Here is a 21,965-nt window from a genome sequence, read left to right on the forward strand (position 1 = left end):
CCCCTTTCACACCCCCAACCCGCAATCCGGGTTGTGTGTGTGTGTGGGGGGCTGGTTTTTGTTTATACGCCCCCGGGCCCCCCCCACCCGCCGCCCCCGCCCACCCCGGGGGGCCGGGGGTCCCACGGATCCGAGGAAACGTTCCTTCGGTTGCTTCGGCGTGCGTGTCGGTCGTGCTGGTCAGTTCGGTGCGATCGGTCCGATCGCACTGGATGCCGGGATCAGGCGGTGCCGTGCGCGGCCCATCAGCTCCTCGCGTTCGTCCTCGGTCAGGCCGCCCCACACCCCGTAGGGCTCACGGACGGCGAGTGCGTGCGCGGCGCATTCCGCACGCACCGGGCATCTCATGCAGACCTCTTTAGCCGAGGCCTCGCGCGCGCTCCTGGCCGCGCCCCGCTCGCCTTCCGGATGGAAGAACAGGGAGCTGTCGACCCCGCGGCAGGCAGCGAGGAGCTGCCAGTCCCACAGGTCGGCGTTCGGTCCGGGGAGGCGGGAGAAATCTGCCATTGGTAGTCCTCTTGGTGCCGGTACTGAGGCGGATACGGTCCATGTCTCCACACCTACTGTCGGAGTAGATGTAAATATGACTCATTGGGAATCTAGCCTCAGACATGTGCCAAACGGAAGGAAAGCCGCCAAATAGGGCATAGCTCCAGATGGAGGACACGCGGCACGCGCCTCCACCACCGTGATCGCTTCCTCACGTAGGGTGCCGAAGGTGTCCGTCCGACCCGTAACTCTTTCGAGTGACCATCGTTGAGAGTGCGAAGGCGGTTGAACCAAGAAGTTCTCGGACAGGTGTCCGGGGATATCGACCGCACAGGTGACGATACGTACCAGCCTGGAGGCTCAAGGTGACGCGCATCAGCAGCTGCGGAGGGCGGTCATGACATCCGTCCTCGTCTGCGACGATTCCCCGCTTGCCCGAGAGGCGCTCCGTCGCGCGGTTGCCACCGTGCCCGGCGTCGAGCGTGTGACGACGGCGGCCAACGGCGAGGAAGTCCTCCGCCGCTGGGGTGCCGACCGATCGGACCTCATCCTGATGGATGTCCGGATGCCCGGTCTCGGCGGTGTCGAGACGGTCCGCCGACTCCTCTCGGCCGACCCCGGCGCCCGCATCATCATGCTGACGGTGGCGGAGGACCTGGACGGCGTGGCCCTCGCCGTCGCCGCCGGCGCCCGCGGCTACCTGCACAAGGACGCCTCGCGCGCCGAACTGCGGGCCACGGTCACCCAGGCCCTCGCCGACCCCACCTGGAGGCTGGCCCCGCGCCGGCTGCGCTCGGCGGAGATGGGCGCGGCGCCCACCCTCACCGCACGCGAGATCCAGGTGCTGGAGGGCATGAGCCACGGCCGGTCCAACGCGGAGATCGGGCGCGAGCTCTTCCTCTCCGAGGACACGGTCAAGACCCACGCCCGCAGGCTGTTCAAGAAGCTCGGCGCCTCCGACCGGGCGCACGCCGTGGCGCTCGGGTTCCGCTGGGGCCTCGTCCGCTGACGGCGGGCCCCGGGGTCGGCCGCCGCGAGCGGTCCCGTCCGCCACCGGCGGACGGGGCGGCGCTTCCCGGCAGCCCCGGACGGCGCGCCCGACGGGGTGCCCCGCGACGGCGGGGCCGCGTGCTGCCCGTGTCCCGCCGAACCCGGTGCACGCCCGGGGATTGGCGGGGCACAATCAAGGGGACGTGTCGCTTCGGGCGCGATGCCGCATGCTTGAGGTGTGCCGCATTCTTGGAGACGTGCAGTCCTCGGGGAAGATTCGGGCCGAGCGGAGGGGAGGGTGCAGGAGATGACTTCCGGCGCACCCGCTCCCAACGCTCCGCATAACGCTTCGACGCACAACACGGACCGCGGTGCCGCGAATCCTCCGACGCCAAGGCACCATGGATTGATGCGCGACGACGAGGCCCTGGGGTCCCCCGCGGCCACCGGCCCGAACGGCGCCGCCAAGAGCGGCGGTGCCGGGGCCGTCAGCGCGCTCGTGCGGCGGGCCGTCGACGGTGACGAGCAGGCCACGCACGACCTGCTCGCCTTCGTGCACCCCCTCGCCATCCGCTACTGCCGCACCCGCCTGTCCAGGCTCCCCGGTGACGCTCGTCACTTCGTGGAGGACCTGGCGCAGGAGGTGTGCGTGGCCGTCCTGATGGCGCTGCCCCGCTACCGGGACACCGGTCGCCCCTTCGAGGCGTTCGTGTTCGCCATCGCCGCCCACAAGGTCGCCGACCTCCAGCGGGCCGCGATGCGCCACCCCGGCAGCACGGCCGTGCCCTCCGACGAGATGCCGGAGCGCCCGGACGACTCCCTGGGGCCGGAGGAGCGCGCCCTGCTCAGCAGTGACGCCGCCTGGGCCAAGAAGCTGCTCGCCAACCTGCCCGAGAACCAGCGCGAGCTGCTCGTCCTGCGGGTGGCCGTCGGGCTGACCGCGGAGGAGACCGGGCAGATGCTCGGGATGTCCCCGGGCGCGGTGCGCGTCGCCCAGCACCGGGCGCTCAGCAGGCTCCGGGCGCTCGCCGAGCAGTGAGCCCGTCCGCTCCAACGATTTCATCGTAGGAAACGACGAAAATTCTGCTTGGTCTTGGTCGTGGAATGAGACGCTTCGGGATCCCGTTAGCATGGACATCCGCGATGAGCAAGACCATTTGGGAAGGTGTCATGACTGACAGCGGTTCGACTGGAGTGCCCGACAAATTCGCCACGCTCGGACTGACGTACGACGACGTGCTGCTGCTGCCGGGCGCGTCGGACATGTCGCCCGACGCGATCGACACCTCCTCCCTCATCTCGCGCAACGTCCGCGTGAACGTTCCGCTGCTGTCGGCCGCCATGGACAAGGTCACCGAGGCCCGCATGGCCATCGCGATGGCCCGTCAGGGCGGTGTCGGCGTCCTGCACCGCAACCTGTCGATCGCCGACCAGGCGAACCAGGTCGACCTGGTGAAGCGCTCCGAGTCCGGCATGGTCACCGACCCGATCACCGTGCACCCGGACGCCACGCTGCGCGAGGCCGACGAGCTCTGCGCGAAGTTCCGGATCTCCGGCGTCCCGGTCACCGACCCGGCCGGCCGGCTGCTGGGCATCGTCACCAACCGCGACATGGCCTTCGAGTCGGACCGCAGCCGCCAGGTGCGCGAGGTCATGACCCCGATGCCGCTGGTCACGGGCAAGGTCGGGATCTCCGGCGTGGACGCCATGGAGCTGCTGCGCCGCCACAAGATCGAGAAGCTTCCGCTGGTCGACGACGCGGGCATCCTCAAGGGCCTCATCACGGTCAAGGACTTCGTCAAGGCCGAGAAGTACCCGAACGCCGCCAAGGACAAGGACGGCCGACTGCTGGTCGGCGCGGCCGTCGGCGTCGCCGGGGACGCCTACGAGCGCGCCCAGGCCCTGATCGAGGCGGGCGCCGACTTCATCGTCGTCGACACCGCCCACGGCCACTCGCGTCTCGTCGGCGACATGGTCTCCAAGATCAAGTCGAACTCCTCGGTCGACGTCATCGGTGGCAACATCGCCACCCGTGACGGCGCCCAGGCCCTCATCGACGCCGGCTGCGACGGCATCAAGGTCGGCGTCGGCCCCGGCTCCATCTGCACCACCCGCGTCGTCGCCGGCATCGGCGTCCCGCAGGTCACCGCGATCTACGAGGCCTCGCTGGCCGCCAAGGCCGCGGGCGTCCCCGTCATCGGCGACGGCGGCCTGCAGTACTCCGGCGACATCGCCAAGGCGCTCGTCGCGGGCGCCGACACGGTGATGCTCGGCTCGCTGCTCGCAGGCTGCGAGGAGTCCCCGGGCGAACTGCTCTTCATCAACGGCAAGCAGTTCAAGTCCTACCGGGGCATGGGCTCGCTCGGCGCGATGCAGTCCCGCGGCGACCGCAAGTCCTTCTCCAAGGACCGCTACTTCCAGGAAGGGGTCGGCGGCGACGACAAGCTGATCCCCGAGGGCATCGAGGGCCAGGTCCCCTACCGCGGTCCCCTGTCGGCGGTCGTGCACCAGCTCGTCGGCGGTCTGCGCCAGTCGATGTTCTACGTCGGCGGCCGCACCGTTCCCGAGCTGCAGGACCGGGGCCGGTTCGTCCGGATCACCTCGGCGGGCCTCAAGGAGAGCCACCCGCACGACATCCAGATGACGGTCGAAGCGCCGAACTACAGCCGCAAGGGCTGAAACGCGTGAGGTGAGGGGCGGACCCGGCGGAGCGCCGGGTCCGCCCCTTCGCCGTGCCCGGGCACGGCCGCGTACGTCCGTACAGCGGTCACCGAAACGCAGTCCCGCGCCCGTCGGGGATACTGGACGGGCAGACCCAGAGGAAAGGCCACCACACGTGACTGAGATCGAGATCGGGCGCGGCAAGCGCGGCCGCAGGGCGTACGCGTTCGACGACATCGCCATCGTCCCGAGCCGGCGTACCCGGGACCCGAAGGAGGTCTCGATCGCCTGGCAGATCGACGCGTACCGCTTCGAGCTCCCGTTCCTGGCCGCCCCCATGGACTCGGTCGTCTCCCCGCAGACCGCGATCCGCATCGGCGAGCTCGGCGGCCTCGGCGTGCTGAACCTCGAAGGTCTGTGGACCCGCCACGAGGACCCGCAGCCGCTGCTGGACGAGATCACCGGGCTGGACGAGGAGACGGCCACCCGCCGCCTCCAGGAGATCTACTCCGCTCCGATCCAGGCCGACCTGATCCGGCAGCGCATCAAGGAGGTGCGCGACTCGGGCGTCGTCACCGCCGCCGCGCTCTCCCCGCAGCGCACCGCCGAGTTCTCCAAGGCCGTCGTCGACGCGGGCGTGGACATCTTCGTGATCCGCGGCACCACGGTCTCCGCCGAGCACGTGTCGGGCGCCGCCGAGCCGCTGAACCTCAAGCAGTTCATCTACGAGCTCGACGTGCCGGTCATCGTGGGCGGCTGCGCCACCTACACCGCGGCCCTGCACCTGATGCGCACCGGCGCCGCGGGCGTCCTGGTCGGCTTCGGCGGCGGCGCCGCGCACACCACGCGCAACGTGCTCGGCATCCAGGTCCCGATGGCCACCGCCGTCGCGGACGTGGCCGCGGCCCGCCGCGACTACATGGACGAGTCCGGCGGCCGTTACGTGCACGTCATCGCCGACGGCGGCGTGGGCTGGTCCGGCGACATCCCGAAGGCCGTCGCCTGCGGCGCCGACGCCGTGATGATGGGCTCCCCGCTGGCCCGTGCCACCGACGCGCCCGGCAAGGGCCACCACTGGGGCATGGAGGCCGTCCACGAGGACGTGCCGCGCGGCAAGAAGGTCGACCTCGGTACGGTCGGCACCACCGAGGAGATCCTCACCGGCCCGTCGCACACCCCGGACGGTTCGATGAACATCTTCGGCGCCCTGCGCCGCTCGATGGCCACCACCGGCTACAGCGAGCTCAAGGAGTTCCAGCGGGTCGAGGTCACCGTCGCGGACTCGCAGCACCGCCGCTGACCCGACGGGTCGTACGCGTACCGGAGGCCGGCACCCCGCTCGGGGTGCCGGCCTCCGGCGTACTCGGGTCAGCCCAGGCCGTTGTGGCGACGGCGCAGGCAGACGCCCCACGGGATCAGGAAGACCGCGGAGACGATCCAGAGGGCGGCGACGAGCAGCCAATGTTCGGATTCGTCGGTGCCGTCGGAGATCAGGGCGAGGGTGACGATGGCGGACAGGCCGCCCAGGACCAGCGCCGGGATGCCGAGCAGCCACATCACCGCGGTGAGCCAGCCCTTCCGCGGCAGCGGTCCGGCCGGTTCGGGGGTCTTGGGCCGCGGGACGCGGTCCGGGTCACGCGGCGGCATGCGGACCACGGAGGCGGGCGGGACGCCCGCGTCCAGGTGGGCCAGTTCGGCGGCGGTGATCCCGTACAGGGTGGGCTCGACGGTGAGGGTGAAGCCGTCGGCGCCGACCAGGTGGCGGCCGCCGTCGGGGAAGGCGTACAGCAGGACGCAGTCGGCGTAGCGGACGGTGATCTGCGTGTCGGGGCCGACCAGACTGATGCCGTCGCGTCCCACGATCACGGCGTTGCGGCGGTCGTCCCGGGCGGACCAGCGCGGTCCGGTGACCACGTCGTCGGACCGGGTGGGCGCGGCGGTCGTGCCGGCCCACTCCAGGCCCCGGGTGGGGACGTCGATCAGGGCTCCGGCCCACACCTCGCGGGCGATCCGGCCGAGGTCGGCGACGGTGACGGCCCCCAGTTCGGCGCGCGCCTCGGCGAAGGTGCGCAGCGGGCGGCGCAACAGCAGGTCCAGGGCCTCGGAGGGCAGTCGGGCCACGGCCGGCTCGGGGACGTCGAACCGGGCGAGGGCGGTGGCCCGTACGGAGTCCAGGTCGGCCTGCTTGATCCGACCGGCCCGCAGGGCGGCGAGGACGTCGACGAAGGCGCCGACCATCGCGTCCTGCTGCTGCGGCAGGGCGTCGGCGTACGCGGTGACGGTGGCGAAGTCCGCGTCGCGGGGATGGTGGTCGGCGGCGGCGGTGTAGGAGTAGCCGCCCTTCTGGCGCAGGGCGCGGAACAGCTCCTTGCCGAGCACCTCGGTGAACAGGACGCCGGCGGCGGACCTGGGGATCACCGAGGTCAGGACCATTCCGCCGTCGCCGCCGACGAAGTGGGCGGGGGTGGTGGGCAGGGCCGAGGTCGGTTCGGGGGCGGGGTGCCAGGTGCCCGTCGGCAGGGTCAGGTCGAGGCCCTCGGGGACGGTGTCGGTCGTCATCCACAGCACGGCGTTCTCGGCGGTGAAGCGGGTGTGCGCCCAGTCGCGGACGTTGGCCGCCGTGAGCCGGTGCAGGCCGGCCTCGCCGAAGCTGGTCAGTCCGTGGCCGCGGGCGCCGTAGCGCCACAGGGCCATGCCGTGGGCCGGACCGTGGGCGCGGCCGGCGGCCTCGGTGCGCAGGATGTCCTTCTCGGTCTCCAGCCGCTCCAGGGGCAGGTCGCGCAGGGCGGCGCAGACCCCGTTGAGGTACTCGACCACGTCGGCGGGGGTGCCCGTGACGTGGAAGTGGGTGTGGGTGGCGGCGGTCGCGCCGTTGTAGTGCAGGTCGCCCAGGCCGTGCCGGTGCAGGGCGAGGTGTTCGACGAGGTGGGTGACGCCGCTGGTGGCGAGGGTCTCGTCGGCGCGTCCCACGCGGAAGAACAGGCCCGCGGTGACGGGACCGGAACCGGGTGCGAGGACGGCGCGGATCCCGCCGATGGTGGTGTGCGTGATGCCGTCGGCGGTGCGCGCGGTGCCGTCCGAGGTGCGGGGGTCGGCGGTGGTGGGGTCGGACGGGGTCTCGGTGGTCATGGTGGGGTCCTCAGCCCTTGGCCAGCGCGGTCTTGCGGTGGCGTACGAAGGCGGCCGCGTGGTCGGGGCCGACGTAGCCCCACGGGAACTCGGTCGCCCGGTCGCCGAGGGCCCGGAAGTGCGGGGCGGCCTCGGCATGGCGGCCCGCGACGCTGTGGACGGCGGCGAAGGCGTTGTGCGCGCCGACGGACTGGTGGGCGTCCGTGCGGGCGGTGGGGTGCAGTACGGACCGGGCCGCGGCCTCCAGTACGGCGGTGTGCTGCTCGGGCGCGCGGAGATACGTATCCGCGGCGGCCTTGTCCCGGTTCCCCGCCAGGTCGAGGTACTGCTCCAGCTGGGCGACGGCGACGAGCGCGCCGTTCGGGGCGCCCTCGGGCGCGGCCCGGGCGCGGTCGCGGGCGAAGGCGTGGGCGGTGTCCCAGTCGCCGCCCCATTTGGGGCAGAGCTGCTGGAGCAGCTGCGACTGGCCGGAGTAGTGGTGCGGGTGGTGCTCGGCGAGGCGGTCGTGGCGACGGCGGGCCTCACCGCCGCCCAGTTCCAGCCCGCGCGCGGTGATCAGGCGCAGGTACCAGGCGAGGGCGTACCGGGGGTGTTCGGCGCACACGTCGATGAGCAGGATCTCGGCCTGCCGCAGGTGCGCGTGGAGCTGCTCGAACTGCCGCGCGCTGACGTGCTTGGCCCGCTGTCCGGTGCGGATGTCCCAGCCGATCCGGATCAGGCGATCGGCGAGCAGGCTGCGCAGCAGCGGGTCGCCGGGGTGCCCGGCGACGGCCTCCCTGAGGAAGGTCTCGCAGTCGGGTGTCCGGGCGACGACGGAGCAGGCGAGGGCGCGGTCGTCCTCGTCGGTGAGCGGGGCGAAGGCGGCACGGACCGCTCGCGCGTCCCCGGCGCGTACGGCGGAGCGCAGCGCGGCCAGGGCCGGGAAGTGCTCGGTGGGTTCGAGGAGGGGCCGGCCGATCGGCGGCGTGGGAGCAGACACGGGCGGATCATATGACCGCGAACATCGGCTCCGACAGCTGTTTCGGTGGCTGTCCTGCTCCCGTCGTGCCTGCTCAGCGCGGTGGGGGGCCGGTGGGTCGGTCAGCCGCCGGCCTTCTTGGCGGCTCCGAAGGCGACGGCGGCGCCGATCACCGGGAAGGCGTAGTCGGTCACCTCCGCCGATTTCTGCCAGATGCCGAAGAGGCCGCCGATGCCCTGGTCGCCGATCACCGCGATCAGGCCCGCCGCGTTGACGTCGGCGATGACGAGCGCGATGAAGAGCAGCTGGCCGAGGTGCAGGGCGCCGAGCGAGAGGAGCGCGGCGGCCGCGGGCAGCAGCGGGCCGCGCCCGCCGGCCTTGCCCGCGGCGAGGCCGACGAGGAGGCCGACGGCGACGGCCGCGTAGCTCGCCTGGCGGTCGATGGAGTAGCCGATGGCGCTGTAGGCGCCGGCCCCGAGGAGGGCGGCGGCGAACGCGGCGGCCAGGCCGAGGCCGGTCCCGCGCGGGACGGAGGCCGGGAACGCCGTGGCGGCGGTCGAGGCGGTCGGCGCGGTCGCGCGGGTGGCGGACGCGGGCGTCCGGTAGCTCTGGGGCATTGTGGAAATCCCCCCCCAGGGATTCGTACGCGCATGGGTCCTTCGGTCATAAGCGCGTGATAAGCGACGCCGCAGGCTAACAGGGAGCACTGACATCGCACGGGGGTATTTCGTTCACCTGACCGAGTCGGGGCGGGACGTGACCGGATAGGGATCGGGCCGTGATCTGAACGGATCGCCGCGATGTCGGGTTCAGAGGCGGTGGGCGGCCCCCGCCGGGCTGGCGCCGCGGGTGTCGAGGAGCAGTTGGGCCTTCACCGCGAGGCCCTGGAGGTCGTACGTGCGGTGGTGCTGGAGCAGGATCGTCAGGTCGGCGTCGGCCGCCGCCTCGTACAGCGACTCGGCGCGGGGCACGGGCCGGTCCCGGACCCGCCAGCCGGTGATGTACGGGTCGTGGTAGCTGATCAGGGCCCCGAGGTCGATGAGTCGGCTGGCGATCTCGCGGGCCGGGGACCCCTCCTGGTCGGCGAGGTCCTGCTTGTACGTGACCCCGAGGAGCAGCACCCGGGCGCCGCGGGCGGACTTGCCGTGCTCGTTCAGCAGGGTGGCCGAGCGCTGGATGACGTACTGCGGCATCCGGTTGTTGATCTCCTGGGCCAGACCGACCATGCGCAGGGGGTGACCGGGGGTGCGGGTGGTGTGGGGGAGGTAGTTGGGGTCGAGGGGGACGCCGTGGCCGCCGACGCCCGGGCCGGGCCGGAAGGCCTGGAATCCGTAGGGCTTCGTCTCGGCGCAGCGGATGACGTCCCACAGGTCGACGCCGAGGTCGTGGCACAGGACCGCCATCTCGTTCATGAGGGCGATGTTCACGTGCCGGTAGTTGGTCTCCAGCAGTTGCACGGTCTCGGCCTCGCGCAGGCCGCGGGCGCGGACGACCTTCTCGGTGAGCCGGGCGTAGAAGGCGTGCGCGGACTCGGTGCACGCGGGGGTGAGGCCGCCGATGACCTTGGGGGTGTTGGCGATGCCGTGCGTGCGGTTGCCCGGGTCGAGCCGGCTGGGGGAGTAGGCCAGGTGGAAGTCGCGGCCGGCGCGCAGCCCGGAGCCCTCTTCGAGGATCGGTCGCAGGTACTCGTCGGTGACGCCGGGGTGGGCGGCGGACTCCAGGATCACGGTGGTGTGCGGGCGCAGTCGGGCGGCGAGCGTGCGGCCCGCCTCACCGACCGCCGAGAGGTCGAGCGCACGATCGGCGCCGAGCTGGGTAGGGGCACAGATGACGGCGGTACGGACCCGGCCGAGCTCGGCGGGATTGGTGGTGATGCGGAAGCCGGCCGCCGACATGCGGCGGATCTCGGCGGCGGTGAGGGTGCTGTCCGTGGCCGGACCGCTGTCGTAGCCGACGGTCTCGATTCCGGCGGCGACGGCCGCCTGGGCGAGGGGGAGGCCGAGGTGGCCGAGTCCGATGACGGCGAGATCTGCGGGCATGGGGGGCCGTCCCTTCCCTTTCCCTGGCGTGAGGGGGCGGTGCTTGCTCGTCCGGTGGACAACGGGGGTCCCGAGCCCGACAGGAGCTGGCGCTATGTCAGACTAGGCGTATATATGACAGAAATGTCGCATTCTGGGGTGGCGGTCGCCGTTGTGTTGTCCACAGGCGGTGGCTGATGTGGGTGTGGACGGTCACAATCGTGAACGGGGGACGTGGGCGGCACCGCCCGCGCCGAGCGGGTACGGCCCGCACCAACGGGAGGCAGCCGTGAGGACAGCGACACTGGGACCGGCACAGCGCGCCGAGGCGCTCGCCCGGATGGCCGAACGGGAACTGGACGTCCTGGTCGTGGGCGCGGGCGTGGTCGGCGCCGGCACCGCGCTGGACGCCGTGACCAGGGGCCTGTCCACCGGTCTGGTGGAGGCCCGGGACTGGGCCTCCGGAACGTCGAGCAGGTCGAGCAAGCTCATCCACGGCGGACTGCGCTACCTGGAGATGCTCGACTTCGCCCTCGTCCGGGAGGCCCTCAAGGAGCGCGGCCTGCTGCTGGAACGGCTCGCCCCGCACCTGGTCAAGCCGGTCCCGTTCCTCTACCCGCTCCAGCACAAGGGCTGGGAACGCTTCTACGCCGGCTCGGGCGTCGCCCTCTACGACGCGATGTCCTTCTCCAGCGGACACGGCCGGGGCCTGCCCACGCACCGGCACCTGTCGCGCACCCGGGCGCTGCGCATCGCCCCGGCCCTGCGCAAGGACGCCCTGGTGGGAGCCCTGCAGTACTACGACGCCCAGATGGACGACGCGCGCTACGTCGCGACGCTGGTGCGGACGGCCTCCGCCTACGGGGCGCACTGCGCCAACCGGGCGAGGGTGGTCGGCTTCCTGCGCGAGGGCGAACGGGTCGTCGGCGCGCGCGTGCGGGACGTGGAGGGCGGCGCCGAGTACGAGATCCGGGCGAAGCAGGTCGTCAACGCCACCGGGGTGTGGACGGACGACACGCAGGCGCTGATCGGCGAGCGCGGGCAGTTCCACGTCCGGGCCTCGAAGGGCATCCACCTGGTCGTGCCCAAGGACCGGATCCATTCGAGCACGGGGCTGATCCTGCGGACCGAGAAGTCGGTGCTGTTCGTGATCCCGTGGGGACGCCACTGGATCGTGGGGACCACGGACACGGACTGGGACCTCGACAAGGCCCATCCGGCCGCCTCCAGCGCGGACATCGACTACCTGCTGGAACACGTGAACACGGTCCTGGCCGTGCCCCTGACGCGCGATGACGTCCAGGGCGTCTACGCGGGCCTGCGGCCGTTGCTGGCCGGGGAGTCGGACGCGACGAGCAAGCTCTCGCGCGAGCACACGGTGGCGCATCCGGTGCCGGGGCTCGTGGTGGTGGCGGGCGGCAAGTACACGACGTACCGGGTCATGGCGAAGGACGCGGTCGACGAGGCGGTGCACGGGCTGGACCAGCGGGTCGCGGCCTGCGTCACTGAGGACGTGCCGCTCGTGGGTGCGGAGGGCTACCGGGCCCTGTGGAACGCCCGTGCCCGCACGGCCGCCCGGACGGGGCTTCACGTGGTGCGCGTGGAACACCTGTTGAACCGGTTCGGCTCGCTGACGGAGGAACTGCTCGACCTCATCGCGAAGGACCCCGGACTCGGTGAGCCGGTGTCCGGGGCGGACGACTACCTGCGGGCCGAAATCGTCTACGCGGCCTCGCACGAGGGGGCGCGGCACCTGGACGACGTGCTGACGCGGCGGACGCGCATCTCCATCGAGACCTTCGACCGGGGGACGCGGTCCGCGCGGGAGTGTGCGGAATTGATGGCTCCGGTGCTGGGGTGGGACAAGCAGCAGATCGAGAAGGAAGTGGAGCACTACGAGAAGCGGGTACAGGCGGAACGGGAGTCGCAGCGCCAGCCCGACGACCAGACGGCCGACGCGGCGCGGCTGGGGGCGCCCGACATCGTTCCGTTGTAACTCCGCGATGCGGAAGGCGGAACCGCAGACCCGGGGCGCCCGTCCGTTGCGGAGTGAGCAACAATGAGGTTTCTGCCGGGGCGGGTTATCGTGCCCCCCGGCGGCTGCCGGGGCAGCCGGGGCAGGCTGCACGATCGCAGAGGGGACGCATGTCGAAGCCGGAGCACACCGAGTCGCCCGCCGGGGCGCCTGCGGCGAAGCGGGATGGCGCGGACGAGGCGGCGTCTTCGGCGGTGCCGTCCGCGAGCGCGCCCGCTCAGGACACGAAGCCCGAGGCGGCGAGGACCGTGCCCGCGCCCAGGTCCCGATCCCGATCCGGATCGGGCGCCGCAGGTCGTAAACCGGCCACCTCGTCGGCGGCGAAGCGGAAGCCGGCTCCGTCGACGACTCCGGCCGCAACTCCGGTTCCTGATGCCACATCGACGCCGACGTCCACGCCGGAGGCGCCGGCCGTGGTGGGCTCCGAGACCGGGCGGCCGGGTGCCGCCGATGAAGGAGCCGAGGCCGGGGCGACGACGCCGGTCGCAGCCAAGACCGTTGCGCGGGACGGGAAGCCGGGTGCGGCCACGGCCCGGGCCGGCGCCGGCGGGACGAAGCCGAGTGCCTCCAAGGCCGGGCCCGCCAGGGCGAAGCCGCGTACGGGCGGGTCGCCCACGGTGGACGCGCAGCCGGTCGCTCAGCCGGACAGCGAGCTGGACGACAAGCCGGACGCGGAGGCGGGTGCGGCCGACGCGCCCGTGGCTGGATCCGGTGGTTCCGTACCCCCGGCGAAGAAGCCGAGCGGGCCGAGGCCCGGATCCGGGGCGAAGCCGACTCCGGAGGCCACCGGGACGGTTGCCGACGAGGCCGGCGCGCCGGCGACGGAGCCCGCTGACGCCGCGTCTGCTGATGCCGATGTCGACGCCGAGAACGACGCCGAGAACGATGCCGACGCCGGCGACGTGAAGCCGAGCGTCGGGGACGAGGCCGCGAAGTCGGCCGTCGCCACGGATGCGGTGGAGCCGGCGGATGCCCGTCAGGCCGAGGCCGGTGCCGATTCCGACTCCGACGCAGACGACGTGAAGCCGGCCGCGCAGGCCGGGGCACCTGCCGCCTCCGCCTCCACGAAGCCGAACTTCGCCAAGGCCGCTGCAGGGCCCGCTGACGCGGCGGCCGAGGCGGCTTCCGAGCCCGCGAAGTCGAGCCCGGCCGACGCGGCACCGGCCAAGGCCGAGGCCGAGGCCGTGGACGTGAAGCCCGCCGCCGAGGTTTCGCAGTCGAAGCCCGCCGAGCCGGCCGACGCCGCGCCGACCGCGGCCGGGGCCGAGGCCGTGGACGTGAAGCCCGCCGTGAAGCCCGCCGGGGACGACGGTGTGCGGCGGCCGACCGGGACGGTGCGGACCACCGCCTTCCCGCCCGCGCCCGGCCAGGGCGACGGCAAGGACCAGGGCCGCCTGCTCGCCGGCCGGTACCGGCTGGGCGCCGTACTCGGCAAGGGCGGCATGGGCACCGTGTGGCGCGCCGAGGACGAGGTCCTCGGCCGGACCGTCGCCGTCAAGGAACTGCGTTTCGGCAGCGGCGTCGACGAGGACGAGAAGCGCCGCCTCATCACCCGGACGCTGCGCGAGGCCAAGGCGATCGCCCGCATCCGCAGCGCGGGCGCCGTCACCGTCTTCGACGTGGTCGACGAGGACGCCCGCCCCTGGATCGTCATGGAGCTCGTCGAGGGCTCCTCCCTCGCCGAGTTCATCCGGGAGAACGGCCCGCTCACCCCGCGCCGCGCCGCGGAGGTCGGACTCGCGGTGCTCGAAGTGCTGCGCGCCGCGCACCAGCAGGGGATCCTGCACCGCGACGTGAAGCCGTCCAACGTGCTCATCGCCGGCACCGGTCGTGTCGTCCTGACGGACTTCGGGATCGCCCAGGTCGAGGGCGACCCGTCCATCACCTCCACCGGCATGCTCGTGGGCGCCCCCTCGTACATCTCGCCCGAGCGCGCCCGCGGCCAGAAGCCGGGCCCGCCCGCCGACATGTGGTCCCTCGGCGGCCTGCTGTACGCGGCGGTCGAGGGCGTGCCCCCGTACGACAAGGGCTCCGCCCTCGCCACCCTGACCGCGGTGATGACCGAAGCGGTCGACCCGCCGAAGAACGCCGGTCCGCTGCTGACCGAGGTCATCTACGGCCTGCTGGTGAAGGACCCGGCCCTGCGGCTCGGTGACGAGCAGGCCCGCACGATGCTGACCTCGGTGCTCAACGCGCCCGAGCCCGAGCCCGCCCCGGTGTCCCCGCCGGCCGTGGAGGAGACGCGTGCGATCCCCGTCTCGGTGCCGGACGCGGCAGCCGAGAAGGCGGCGGAGAAGGCCGCGGAGAAGGCTGCCAAGAAGGAACGCGACCGGCGTGAGCGCGAACAGCGCGAACGGGCCCGCGCCGCGCTGAAGTCGGCCCGCAAGGCCGCCGCCGCCGAGGCCGCGGCGACCGCCTCCGCGGCATCCGCCGCCGAGGCGCCGGCGACCCGGCCGGCTTCCGCGCCGGCGTCGCTCACCGACGTGATGTCGCGCCGCACCATCGTGCTGGCGATAGCCGGCGTCGTCGTGGTCCTCGCCGTGATCGGCTCGCTCATCGCGTGGGCGGTCCGGGGGGACGACGACGGCGACCGCAAGGACCAGGGCAAGGGCGGGGCGGTCCCGGTCTCCTCCGGCCCCCCGTCACCCGGCGCGTCACCCGGCGCGGGCGCGGGCGGCACCGCCCAGAGCCCGGCCGCGACTCCTCCCGCACAGGGCGGCCAGTCCAGCGGCACCCCCGCCGGCGGCGCGAGCGCGGACGCCGGCCAGGGGCAGGACCCCGGGCAGGGACAGAACCAGGGCCAGGGCCAGGGGCAGAACCAGGGGCAGGGCCAGGGCCAGGGCCAGGGCCAGGGCACCGGTCCGGGAGGCCCCGGCGGGCTGCCCGCCGGCTACGCCATGGTGTCGGAGCCCCGGTTCCGGTTCTCGATGGCGATGCCCGAGGGCTTCCACCAGACCGGCACCGCCGGCGAGGACTCGGGCGGCATCTTCAGCCGCGACGGCGGCTTCCCCCGGATCCAGGTCGACTTCGGCAGCAAACCGACCGACGACGCCCGCCTCGCCTGGGCCAAGCTCGCCCCCGCCGTGGCGGGCAGCAGCAAGGGCTACCGCCTCCTGCGCCTGGACACGGTGGACTACCGCGGCTACCCGACCGTCGCCGACTGGGAGTTCGAGCGCGAGCAGCAGGGCGTCAAGGTCCGGGTCCTCAACCGGGGCTTCAAGGTGGACGCGAAGCACGGCTACGCCATCATGATCAGCTGCGCCGCCGACCAGTGGGACGGCGCCGAATGCACCCAGATGCGCAACACGGCGTTCGAGACCTTCCAGGTGCTCGGCTGACGAGCCTTGCCAGGCCCGGGACGCGGGCGGCCTGAGCGTCGTATCGTGTCGACGGGGGCCATGGGGAGCCCTACGCACTCGGGGGAGGCGATGTGGAGGACTACGCGGGCCGGATCCTGGCCGACCGCTACCGTCTGCCGCTGCCGCCGACCGACGCGTACGAGGTGCTGGAGACCCGGGCCTTCGACACCCGGAGCGGCCAGGAGGTCCTGGTCCGGCAGGTGCCGTTGCCGGAGGTCGTGGATGCGGAGCTGCTCGACGGCTCGTCCGGTCCGCAGGCCGGGCAGGATCAGCGGACGGGCGAGCTGCCCGCCGTGCGCCGGGCCATCGCCGCCGCGCAGGCGGCGGCGTCCGTACCGGACCACGCGCGGCTGGACCAGGTCTTCGACGTGTTCGCCGAGGGCGGTTCGCTGTGGATAGTGAGCGAACTCGTCCCCGCGCGGCCGCTGGCCGCGTTGATCGCCGAGGAGCCGCTGAGCCCGTACCGGGCGGCGGAGGTGGCCTCCGACGTGCTGACCGCGCTGCGGGTGCTGCACGCGCACGGCTGGACGCACCGGAACATCACCGTCCGGACGGTGTTGATATGCGATGACGGCCGGGTCGTCCTGACCGGGCTGGCGGCCGGCGCCGCCGAGGAGGCCCTGTGCGGGTACGACCCCGTGCCGCGGCCGGACTTCGAGGACCCCGGGGACACGGGCTCCGGATGGGGACCGCTGCCGGGTACCGCCCCCGGCCCCGACCGCGGGGCGCCGTCGCCGGATCGGCCCGGTTCCGATCCGCTGGGTTCCGATCCGCTCGGCTTCGGGGCCGAGTCGTCGCCGCCCGCCCCGCACCCCGGGTACGCGCCGGAGCCCACGGCGCCCGGTCCGGCGTACGCGCCGCTGGTGGCGCCCGGCTACGACACCGGGCCGAGGTACTCCGACCACATCACCCCGCAGCGCCCCCAGCCCCAGCAGGACGACGCGGCCGACCTCCGGGCGACCGCCCGCGCCGGGACCATCGCCGCCTACCGGGCCGGGGCGCGGGCCGCCGCGGCGAAGGTGGCCGAGGAACGCGGGGCCGTGTCCGGTGCCGAGCCGCCCCCGGGCATCCTGCCGCCGGTGCGGCCGACGGGGGCCAACCTGCCGCAGGGGTACGCGTACCCGTACGGCGGCCCCGACGGCGCAGCCGCCATGCCCTGGCACGGCGCCACCCCGCGCCGGCAGCAGGCGCCCCCGCCGCAGCCGGCCCCGGAGCCGCCGCACCAGGAGCACCAAGAGCACCAGGAGTACCCGGGGCAGGAGTACCACGAGCACCAGGAGCGGCCGTACGACGAGTTCCAGGAGCCGTCGTACGAGGAGCTCCCGGAACCGGAGGCCCCGGCGGGCGAACCGGCCCGCCCCGCGCTGCCCGCCCGCCTCGCGCTGCCCCAGGGCTACCGGCAGGCCGAGGCCCCGGGCCGCGGCGAGCCCCAGGCCCCGCCGCACCCGCGCCCCGGGACCGGCCTCCCGGCGCCGACGTACCCGGTCCCGTCGCTCCCGGCCCCGACGCCCATCGGCCCGCGCCCCGGAGCCCGCCTGCCGGTGCCGTCGCCCCCCGCCCCGCCCGTCGCCGGCTGGGACGCGCCCGGCGGCCACGGCGGTGGTCCGCGTACCGGGTTGGACGCCGAGCGGGCGCGGCAGACGCGGATGGCCGTCGTCGGGGCCGTCACCGAGCGGTGGGCCCCCGAGCAGGCCGGGCCCGTGCACGGGCACTGGCAGCTCGCGGCGCCCGTCGGCCCCGCCACCGACCTGTGGGCGCTCGGCGCGCTGCTGTACCGGGCCGTGCAGGGCCACGCCCCGTACCCCGAGGACAGCGTGGCCGAACTCGTCGACATGGTGTGCGCGGAGGCCCCCGCGTTCGCCGAGGAGTGCGGCCCGCTGCGCCCCGTCGTGGAGTCGCTGCTGCGCCAGGACCCCACCGAGCGGCCGGACTTCGAGGAGCTCCGGGGCTGGCTGCGGTCCCTCGTGCGCTCCGCCCCCGAGCCCGACGGCGACTTCGGCTTCCTCCCGATGCCGGAAGCCGACCCGACCCGCCTGCCCCTCCCGCGTCAACGCGGCGAACTGCACGGGCGGCACCGCAATCCGGCGGCTCCGCGCAAGCCGCGCGCCCTCGGTCGGACCCTGCTGGTCGGGGTCCTGGCCGTGCTCGCCGGGGCGGTGGCGTACGCGATGCTGTTCATGCCCCGGTCCGGGGACCCGCAGGCCGGGGGGACGCAGCCGACGTCGGCGCAGAGTCCGAAGCCCTCCGCCCCGGCGCCCTCCGGGAGCGGCCCGGCGCGGCCGGAGCCGAGCCGTACCCCCGCCGGTACCCCGGAGTCCAAGCCCGCCCCGCAGACGGACGCGCCCGCGCCGCAGGGCTTCACCGTCCAACAGGACCCCGCGCACTTCTCGATCGCGGTCCCGGACGGCTGGGAGCGGCAGACGATCAACGAGGCCGGTCAGGTGCGGTACGTCCAGGGTCAGTTCACCCTGATCGTGGTGCCGGGCCGGGATCAGGTGGAGGGCGGCAATCCGGATCCGGTGGGCTACCAGAAGGACAAGGAGCCGGAACTGGCCCCGTACCGCAACTCGACCTGGGCGTCCGGCGGTGACGTGAAGTCGACGAAGGTGGGCCAGCAGCTGCGGGTCACCGGCCGGTACACCTGGATCGACGCGGCGGGCCGGTCCCTGTTCGCCCGGAACTTCGTCGTCGCGCTGGGCGGCAAGTACCACATCGTCATGGTCACGGGTCCGGAGGACAACCAGGACAAGGTCACCGACGTCTTCGAGAAGGCCACGGCGAGTTACAGGTCCGGGGGTTGACAACGGACTGACGGCCTGTCAATACGGCAATTGCGTCACAGTGCTGCCCCACCGCCCCCGCGCGGTTTCGGCTCTGGCCGCAGGCTCCGTAATCTGGCCCGAAGTGCACAGAGCGGCGAGGTTTCGTGGAACAGCAGACAGGCGCGGGTGCGGTGCTCGCGGGCCGGTACCGGCTCGTGGAGCCCATCGGCAGTGGCGGCATGGGCAAGGTGTGGCGTGCGCACGATGAGCTGCTGCACCGGACCGTGGCCGTCAAGGAACTGACGGCGGGCCTGTACGTGGCCCAGGCGGACCGCGAGGTCCTGCACGCCCGTACCCAGAAGGAGGCGCGGGCCGCCGCCCGGATCCAGCATCCGGCGGTCGTCACCGTGCACGACGTGCTGGAACACGACGACCGGCCGTGGATCGTCATGGAGTACATCGACGGCCCCTCCCTCGCCGAGGCCGCGAAGGCGGCGGGCCGCATCGAGCCCCTGGAGGCCGCCCGGATCGGGCTGCACGTGCTGGGCGCGCTGCGCGCCGCGCACGCGGTCGGCGTGCTGCACCGGGACGTGAAGCCCGGCAACGTGCTGCTCGCCAAGGACGGTCGCGTGCTGCTGACCGACTTCGGCATCGCCGCGATCGAGGGCGACTCCTCCATCACCCGTACCGGCGAACTCGTCGGCTCCATCGACTACCTGGCCCCGGAACGGGTCACCGGCGGTGCCCCCGACCCGGCCTCCGACCTGTGGTCGCTCGGCGCGACCCTGTACACGGCCGTCGAGGCCCTCTCGCCGTTCCGGCGGACCTCGCCCATCTCCAGCCTCCAGGCCGTCGTCAACGACGAACCGCCCGCCCTGCGCCAGTCCGGCGCGCTGGGCCCGGTCATCACCGCCCTTCTGCGCAAGGACCCGGCCGAGCGCCCCTCGGCGGCCGAGGCCGAGCAGATGCTGTTGCAGGCGATGGAGGGCCGGGAGCCCAGGGCGGCGCACGCCTACGTGCCCACCCGCGCGGTGACCGCCGAGGAGCGCGAGCCGGAGGAGGAGGCCCCCCAGGCCCCGCCGGAGCCCGCGCCCGCCGGCTCGACGGCGACCGCCACCGCCCCCACCCCCGTCCCCGCGACGGCCCCCTCGGGGTCCGCGCCCGGGAGGCTCAAGCGGGCCGCCGCCGTGGCCGTGGTGGCGGCGCTGCTGGGCGGCGGCGGCGTGTTCGGCGTGCTGACCTGGCTGGACAAGTCCGACGACGGGACCACGGGCAAGAGCGGGTCGAAGCCCTCGGCCGGTGCGCCCGACGTCGCCGCGTCCGGCGACGACGTCGCGACCAAGCCGGTGCCGGCGGGCTGGAAGCGGGTCACGGACGAGGAGGGGTTCACGCTCTTCGTCCCGGAGGGCTGGCAGCGCCTGATGAACGGCAACCAGATCGACTACACCCCCGACAACGGCCGGCACGTCCTGCGGATCGCCATCGACACGACCCCGGACTACCCGAACCCGTACACGCACGTCCTCGACATGGAACGACAGGTCAAGGAGCGCACGGACTACAAGCGCGAGATCCTGCGCCAGAACAGCTTCCGGGACACCGCCCTGGGCGCCCAGTGGGACTTCAGCTGGACCGAGAAGGTGCAGTTCCCGGGACCGCGCCGGGCCATCGAGCAGATGTACATGACGCCGGAGGGCGTCGAGTACGCGATCTACATGGCCGGGCCCGTGAGCGACTGGACGAAGACGCGCCAGCAGTTCGACATCGTGCTCAGCGGTTGGCAGGCGGCGCCCAAGAAGGGCTGATCGCGCCACACCGCACCCAATGCGCCAGCGTTTACTGGCAGACTTGGCAAAATCCGGTTACCCACGGGTACCCAAAGGCCTCGCGGCGGCATACGCTCACCGCCATGACGGACTCGCAGGCCCCCGCCGCCCCCCTCCGCAGCGCACCGCAGCCCACCAACCCGGTCGCCCCGGCCCCGGCCGGCGTCCGGACGGCCGCCGACGTGGTGACCCCCGACCTGGTCGCCCGGCTGACCCGCGGAGTGATCGGCTCCGGCCGGACCGCCAACCACACCCCCTTCACCGGGGACAAGCTGGCGGACCTGCCCGAAGCCACCCCCGAGGACGTGGCCGAGGCCTTCGACCGGGCCCGCGCCGCCCAGGGCGCCTGGGCCGCCGTTCCCGTACGCCGGCGCGCGGCCGTGCTGCTGCGCTTCCACGACCTGGTCCTGGAGCGGCAGGCCGAGGTGCTCGACCTCATCCAGCTGGAGACGGGCAAGGCCCGCCTGCACGCCCACGAGGAGGTCCAGGCCGTCGCGGTCGCCGCCCGGCACTACGGCCGCAAGGCGCCCTCCTACCTGCGCCCCAAGGGCCACACCGGCGCGATGCCGACCCTCACCAAGGTGACCGAGCTGCGCCAGCCGCGCGGGGTCGTCGGCCAGATCGCCCCCTGGAACTACCCCCTCGAACTCTCCGTCGGCGACGCCCTGCCCGCCTTCGTCTCCGGCAACGCCGTCGTCATGAAGCCCGACACCGAGACCGCCCTCACCGCGCTGTGGGCCCGTGACCTGCTGATCGAGGCCGGGCTGCCCGCCGAGGTCTTCCAGATCGTGCTCGGCGAGGGCCCGGTCGTCGGCCCCGAGGTCGTCCGCCACGCCGACTACGTCTCCTTCACCGGCTCGACCCGCACCGGCCGCGAGGTCGCCCAGGGCGCCGCCGCCCGCCTCGTCGGCGTCAGCCTCGAACTCGGCGGCAAGAACGCCATGCTCGTCCTCGCCGACGCGGACGTGGAGAAGGCCGCCGCGGGCGCCGTCCGCGCCTGCTTCTCCTCCGCCGGCCAGCTGTGCATCTCCATCGAGCGGCTCTACGTCCACGCCTCGATCGCCGACGAGTTCGTCGAGCGCTTCGCCGCCCGCACCCGGGCCATGCGGCTCGGCAGCGCCCTCGCCTACGGCGCGGACATGGGCTCGCTGGTCGGCGAACGCCAGCTGGAGACCGTCCGGCGGCACGTGGACGAGGCCGTCGCCAAGGGAGCCACCCTCGTCGCGGGCGGCGTCGCCCGCCCCGACCTCGGCCCGCTCTTCTACGAGCCGACCATCCTCGACGGGGTCGAGGCGCCGATGGCGGTCTGCGCCGAGGAGACCTTCGGCCCGGTCGTGTCCGTCTACCGCTTCACCGACGAGGACGAGGCAGTCGCGCAGGCCAACGCCACCAGCTACGGCCTCAACGCCAGTGTCTGGACCAAGGACGCCCGGCGCGGCCACTCCGTCGCGGCCCGCCTGCGCACCGGCACCGTCAACATCAACGACGGCTATGCCCCCGCCTACGGCAGCGCCCAGGCGCCCATGGGCGGCATGAAGGACTCCGGCCTCGGCCGCCGCCACGGCTCCGAGGGCATCCTCAAGTACACCGAGGCGCAGACGGTGGCCCACCAGCGGCTGCTGCCCATGGCCCCGTCGCTGGGCATGGACGACGCGCAGTACGCGCAGTTCATGACGCGCAGCCTCAAGGTCCTCAAGGCACTGCGGCTCCGATAGGCCCTCGGGCCCTCCGGGCCGCA

General features: G+C 73.3%; 15 protein-coding genes. 9 read left to right on the top strand and 6 right to left on the bottom strand.

Annotated elements, in window-relative coordinates; genetic code table 11:
- Positions 1-180: 180 nt before the first annotated feature.
- Positions 181-507 (bottom strand): WhiB family transcriptional regulator, encoded by a 327-nt coding sequence (locus ACFVS6_RS17430; protein WP_389704642.1) that lies wholly within the window; start codon positions 505-507, stop codon positions 181-183.
- 379 nt (positions 508-886) lie between these two features.
- On the opposite strand from ACFVS6_RS17430, the gene ACFVS6_RS17435 reads away from it, so the two are divergent.
- The 4 genes from ACFVS6_RS17435 to ACFVS6_RS17450 all read left to right on the top strand — a co-directional run bounded on the left by ACFVS6_RS17435 (position 887) and on the right by ACFVS6_RS17450 (position 5,440).
- Complete coding sequence (locus tag ACFVS6_RS17435; protein ID WP_003948568.1) at positions 887-1,498, top strand: response regulator transcription factor; 612 nt, start codon at positions 887-889, stop codon at positions 1,496-1,498.
- A gap of 390 nt (positions 1,499-1,888) precedes the next feature.
- Positions 1,889-2,518 (top strand): sigma-70 family RNA polymerase sigma factor, encoded by a 630-nt coding sequence (locus tag ACFVS6_RS17440; RefSeq protein WP_389704644.1) that lies wholly within the window; start codon positions 1,889-1,891, stop codon positions 2,516-2,518.
- A 131-nt stretch (positions 2,519-2,649) separates the two neighbouring features.
- Positions 2,650-4,158: an IMP dehydrogenase gene (gene guaB, locus ACFVS6_RS17445; RefSeq protein ID WP_389704646.1), complete on the top strand. Its 1,509-nt coding sequence runs from the start codon at positions 2,650-2,652 to the stop codon at positions 4,156-4,158.
- Positions 4,159-4,315: 157 nt separating this feature from the next.
- On the top strand, positions 4,316-5,440 hold the full coding sequence (locus ACFVS6_RS17450) for a GuaB3 family IMP dehydrogenase-related protein (RefSeq protein ID WP_389704648.1): 1,125 nt from the start codon (positions 4,316-4,318) through the stop codon (positions 5,438-5,440).
- Between the two features lie 68 nt (positions 5,441-5,508).
- On the opposite strand, the gene ACFVS6_RS17455 is transcribed toward ACFVS6_RS17450, so the two are convergent.
- From ACFVS6_RS17455 to ACFVS6_RS17470, 4 genes are all read right to left on the bottom strand, one after another.
- On the bottom strand, positions 5,509-7,269 hold the full coding sequence (locus ACFVS6_RS17455) for a M16 family metallopeptidase (RefSeq protein ID WP_389704650.1): 1,761 nt from the start codon (positions 7,267-7,269) through the stop codon (positions 5,509-5,511).
- Positions 7,270-7,279: 10 nt separating this feature from the next.
- Positions 7,280-8,248 carry a hypothetical protein gene (locus ACFVS6_RS17460; RefSeq protein WP_389704652.1) on the bottom strand — a complete coding sequence of 323 codons (969 nt, stop codon included), beginning with the start codon at positions 8,246-8,248 and terminating at the stop codon, positions 7,280-7,282.
- Positions 8,249-8,349: 101 nt separating this feature from the next.
- Complete coding sequence (locus ACFVS6_RS17465; protein ID WP_389704653.1) at positions 8,350-8,844, bottom strand: hypothetical protein; 495 nt, start codon at positions 8,842-8,844, stop codon at positions 8,350-8,352.
- Between the two features lie 192 nt (positions 8,845-9,036).
- Positions 9,037-10,266 (bottom strand): nucleotide sugar dehydrogenase, encoded by a 1,230-nt coding sequence (locus ACFVS6_RS17470; protein ID WP_389704655.1) that lies wholly within the window; start codon positions 10,264-10,266, stop codon positions 9,037-9,039.
- A gap of 268 nt (positions 10,267-10,534) precedes the next feature.
- On the opposite strand from ACFVS6_RS17470, the gene ACFVS6_RS17475 reads away from it, so the two are divergent.
- Entirely contained in the window at positions 10,535-12,241 is a 1,707-nt protein-coding gene (locus tag ACFVS6_RS17475; protein WP_389704656.1) for a glycerol-3-phosphate dehydrogenase/oxidase, read from the top strand.
- A 256-nt stretch (positions 12,242-12,497) separates the two neighbouring features.
- Here the strand turns inward: ACFVS6_RS17475 and ACFVS6_RS17480 are convergent, their stop codons facing one another.
- Positions 12,498-12,659, bottom strand: a complete 162-nt coding sequence (locus ACFVS6_RS17480; RefSeq protein ID WP_389704657.1) for a hypothetical protein — start codon at positions 12,657-12,659, stop codon at positions 12,498-12,500.
- 34 nt (positions 12,660-12,693) lie between these two features.
- Between ACFVS6_RS17480 and ACFVS6_RS17485 the strand changes: the two genes are divergently transcribed.
- The 4 genes from ACFVS6_RS17485 to ACFVS6_RS17500 all read left to right on the top strand — a co-directional run bounded on the left by ACFVS6_RS17485 (position 12,694) and on the right by ACFVS6_RS17500 (position 21,942).
- Positions 12,694-15,618 (top strand): protein kinase, encoded by a 2,925-nt coding sequence (locus ACFVS6_RS17485; RefSeq protein ID WP_389704659.1) that lies wholly within the window; start codon positions 12,694-12,696, stop codon positions 15,616-15,618.
- A gap of 92 nt (positions 15,619-15,710) precedes the next feature.
- Positions 15,711-18,440, top strand: a complete 2,730-nt coding sequence (locus tag ACFVS6_RS17490; RefSeq protein WP_389704661.1) for a serine/threonine protein kinase — start codon at positions 15,711-15,713, stop codon at positions 18,438-18,440.
- A gap of 125 nt (positions 18,441-18,565) precedes the next feature.
- Positions 18,566-20,206: a serine/threonine-protein kinase gene (locus ACFVS6_RS17495; RefSeq protein WP_389704663.1), complete on the top strand. Its 1,641-nt coding sequence runs from the start codon at positions 18,566-18,568 to the stop codon at positions 20,204-20,206.
- A 104-nt stretch (positions 20,207-20,310) separates the two neighbouring features.
- Positions 20,311-21,942 (top strand): succinic semialdehyde dehydrogenase, encoded by a 1,632-nt coding sequence (locus tag ACFVS6_RS17500; protein WP_389704665.1) that lies wholly within the window; start codon positions 20,311-20,313, stop codon positions 21,940-21,942.
- Positions 21,943-21,965 lie beyond the last annotated feature (23 nt).

The organism is Streptomyces sp. NPDC057939, from assembly GCF_042887545.1.
In the GTDB taxonomy this organism is placed as follows: domain Bacteria; phylum Actinomycetota; class Actinomycetes; order Streptomycetales; family Streptomycetaceae; genus Streptomyces.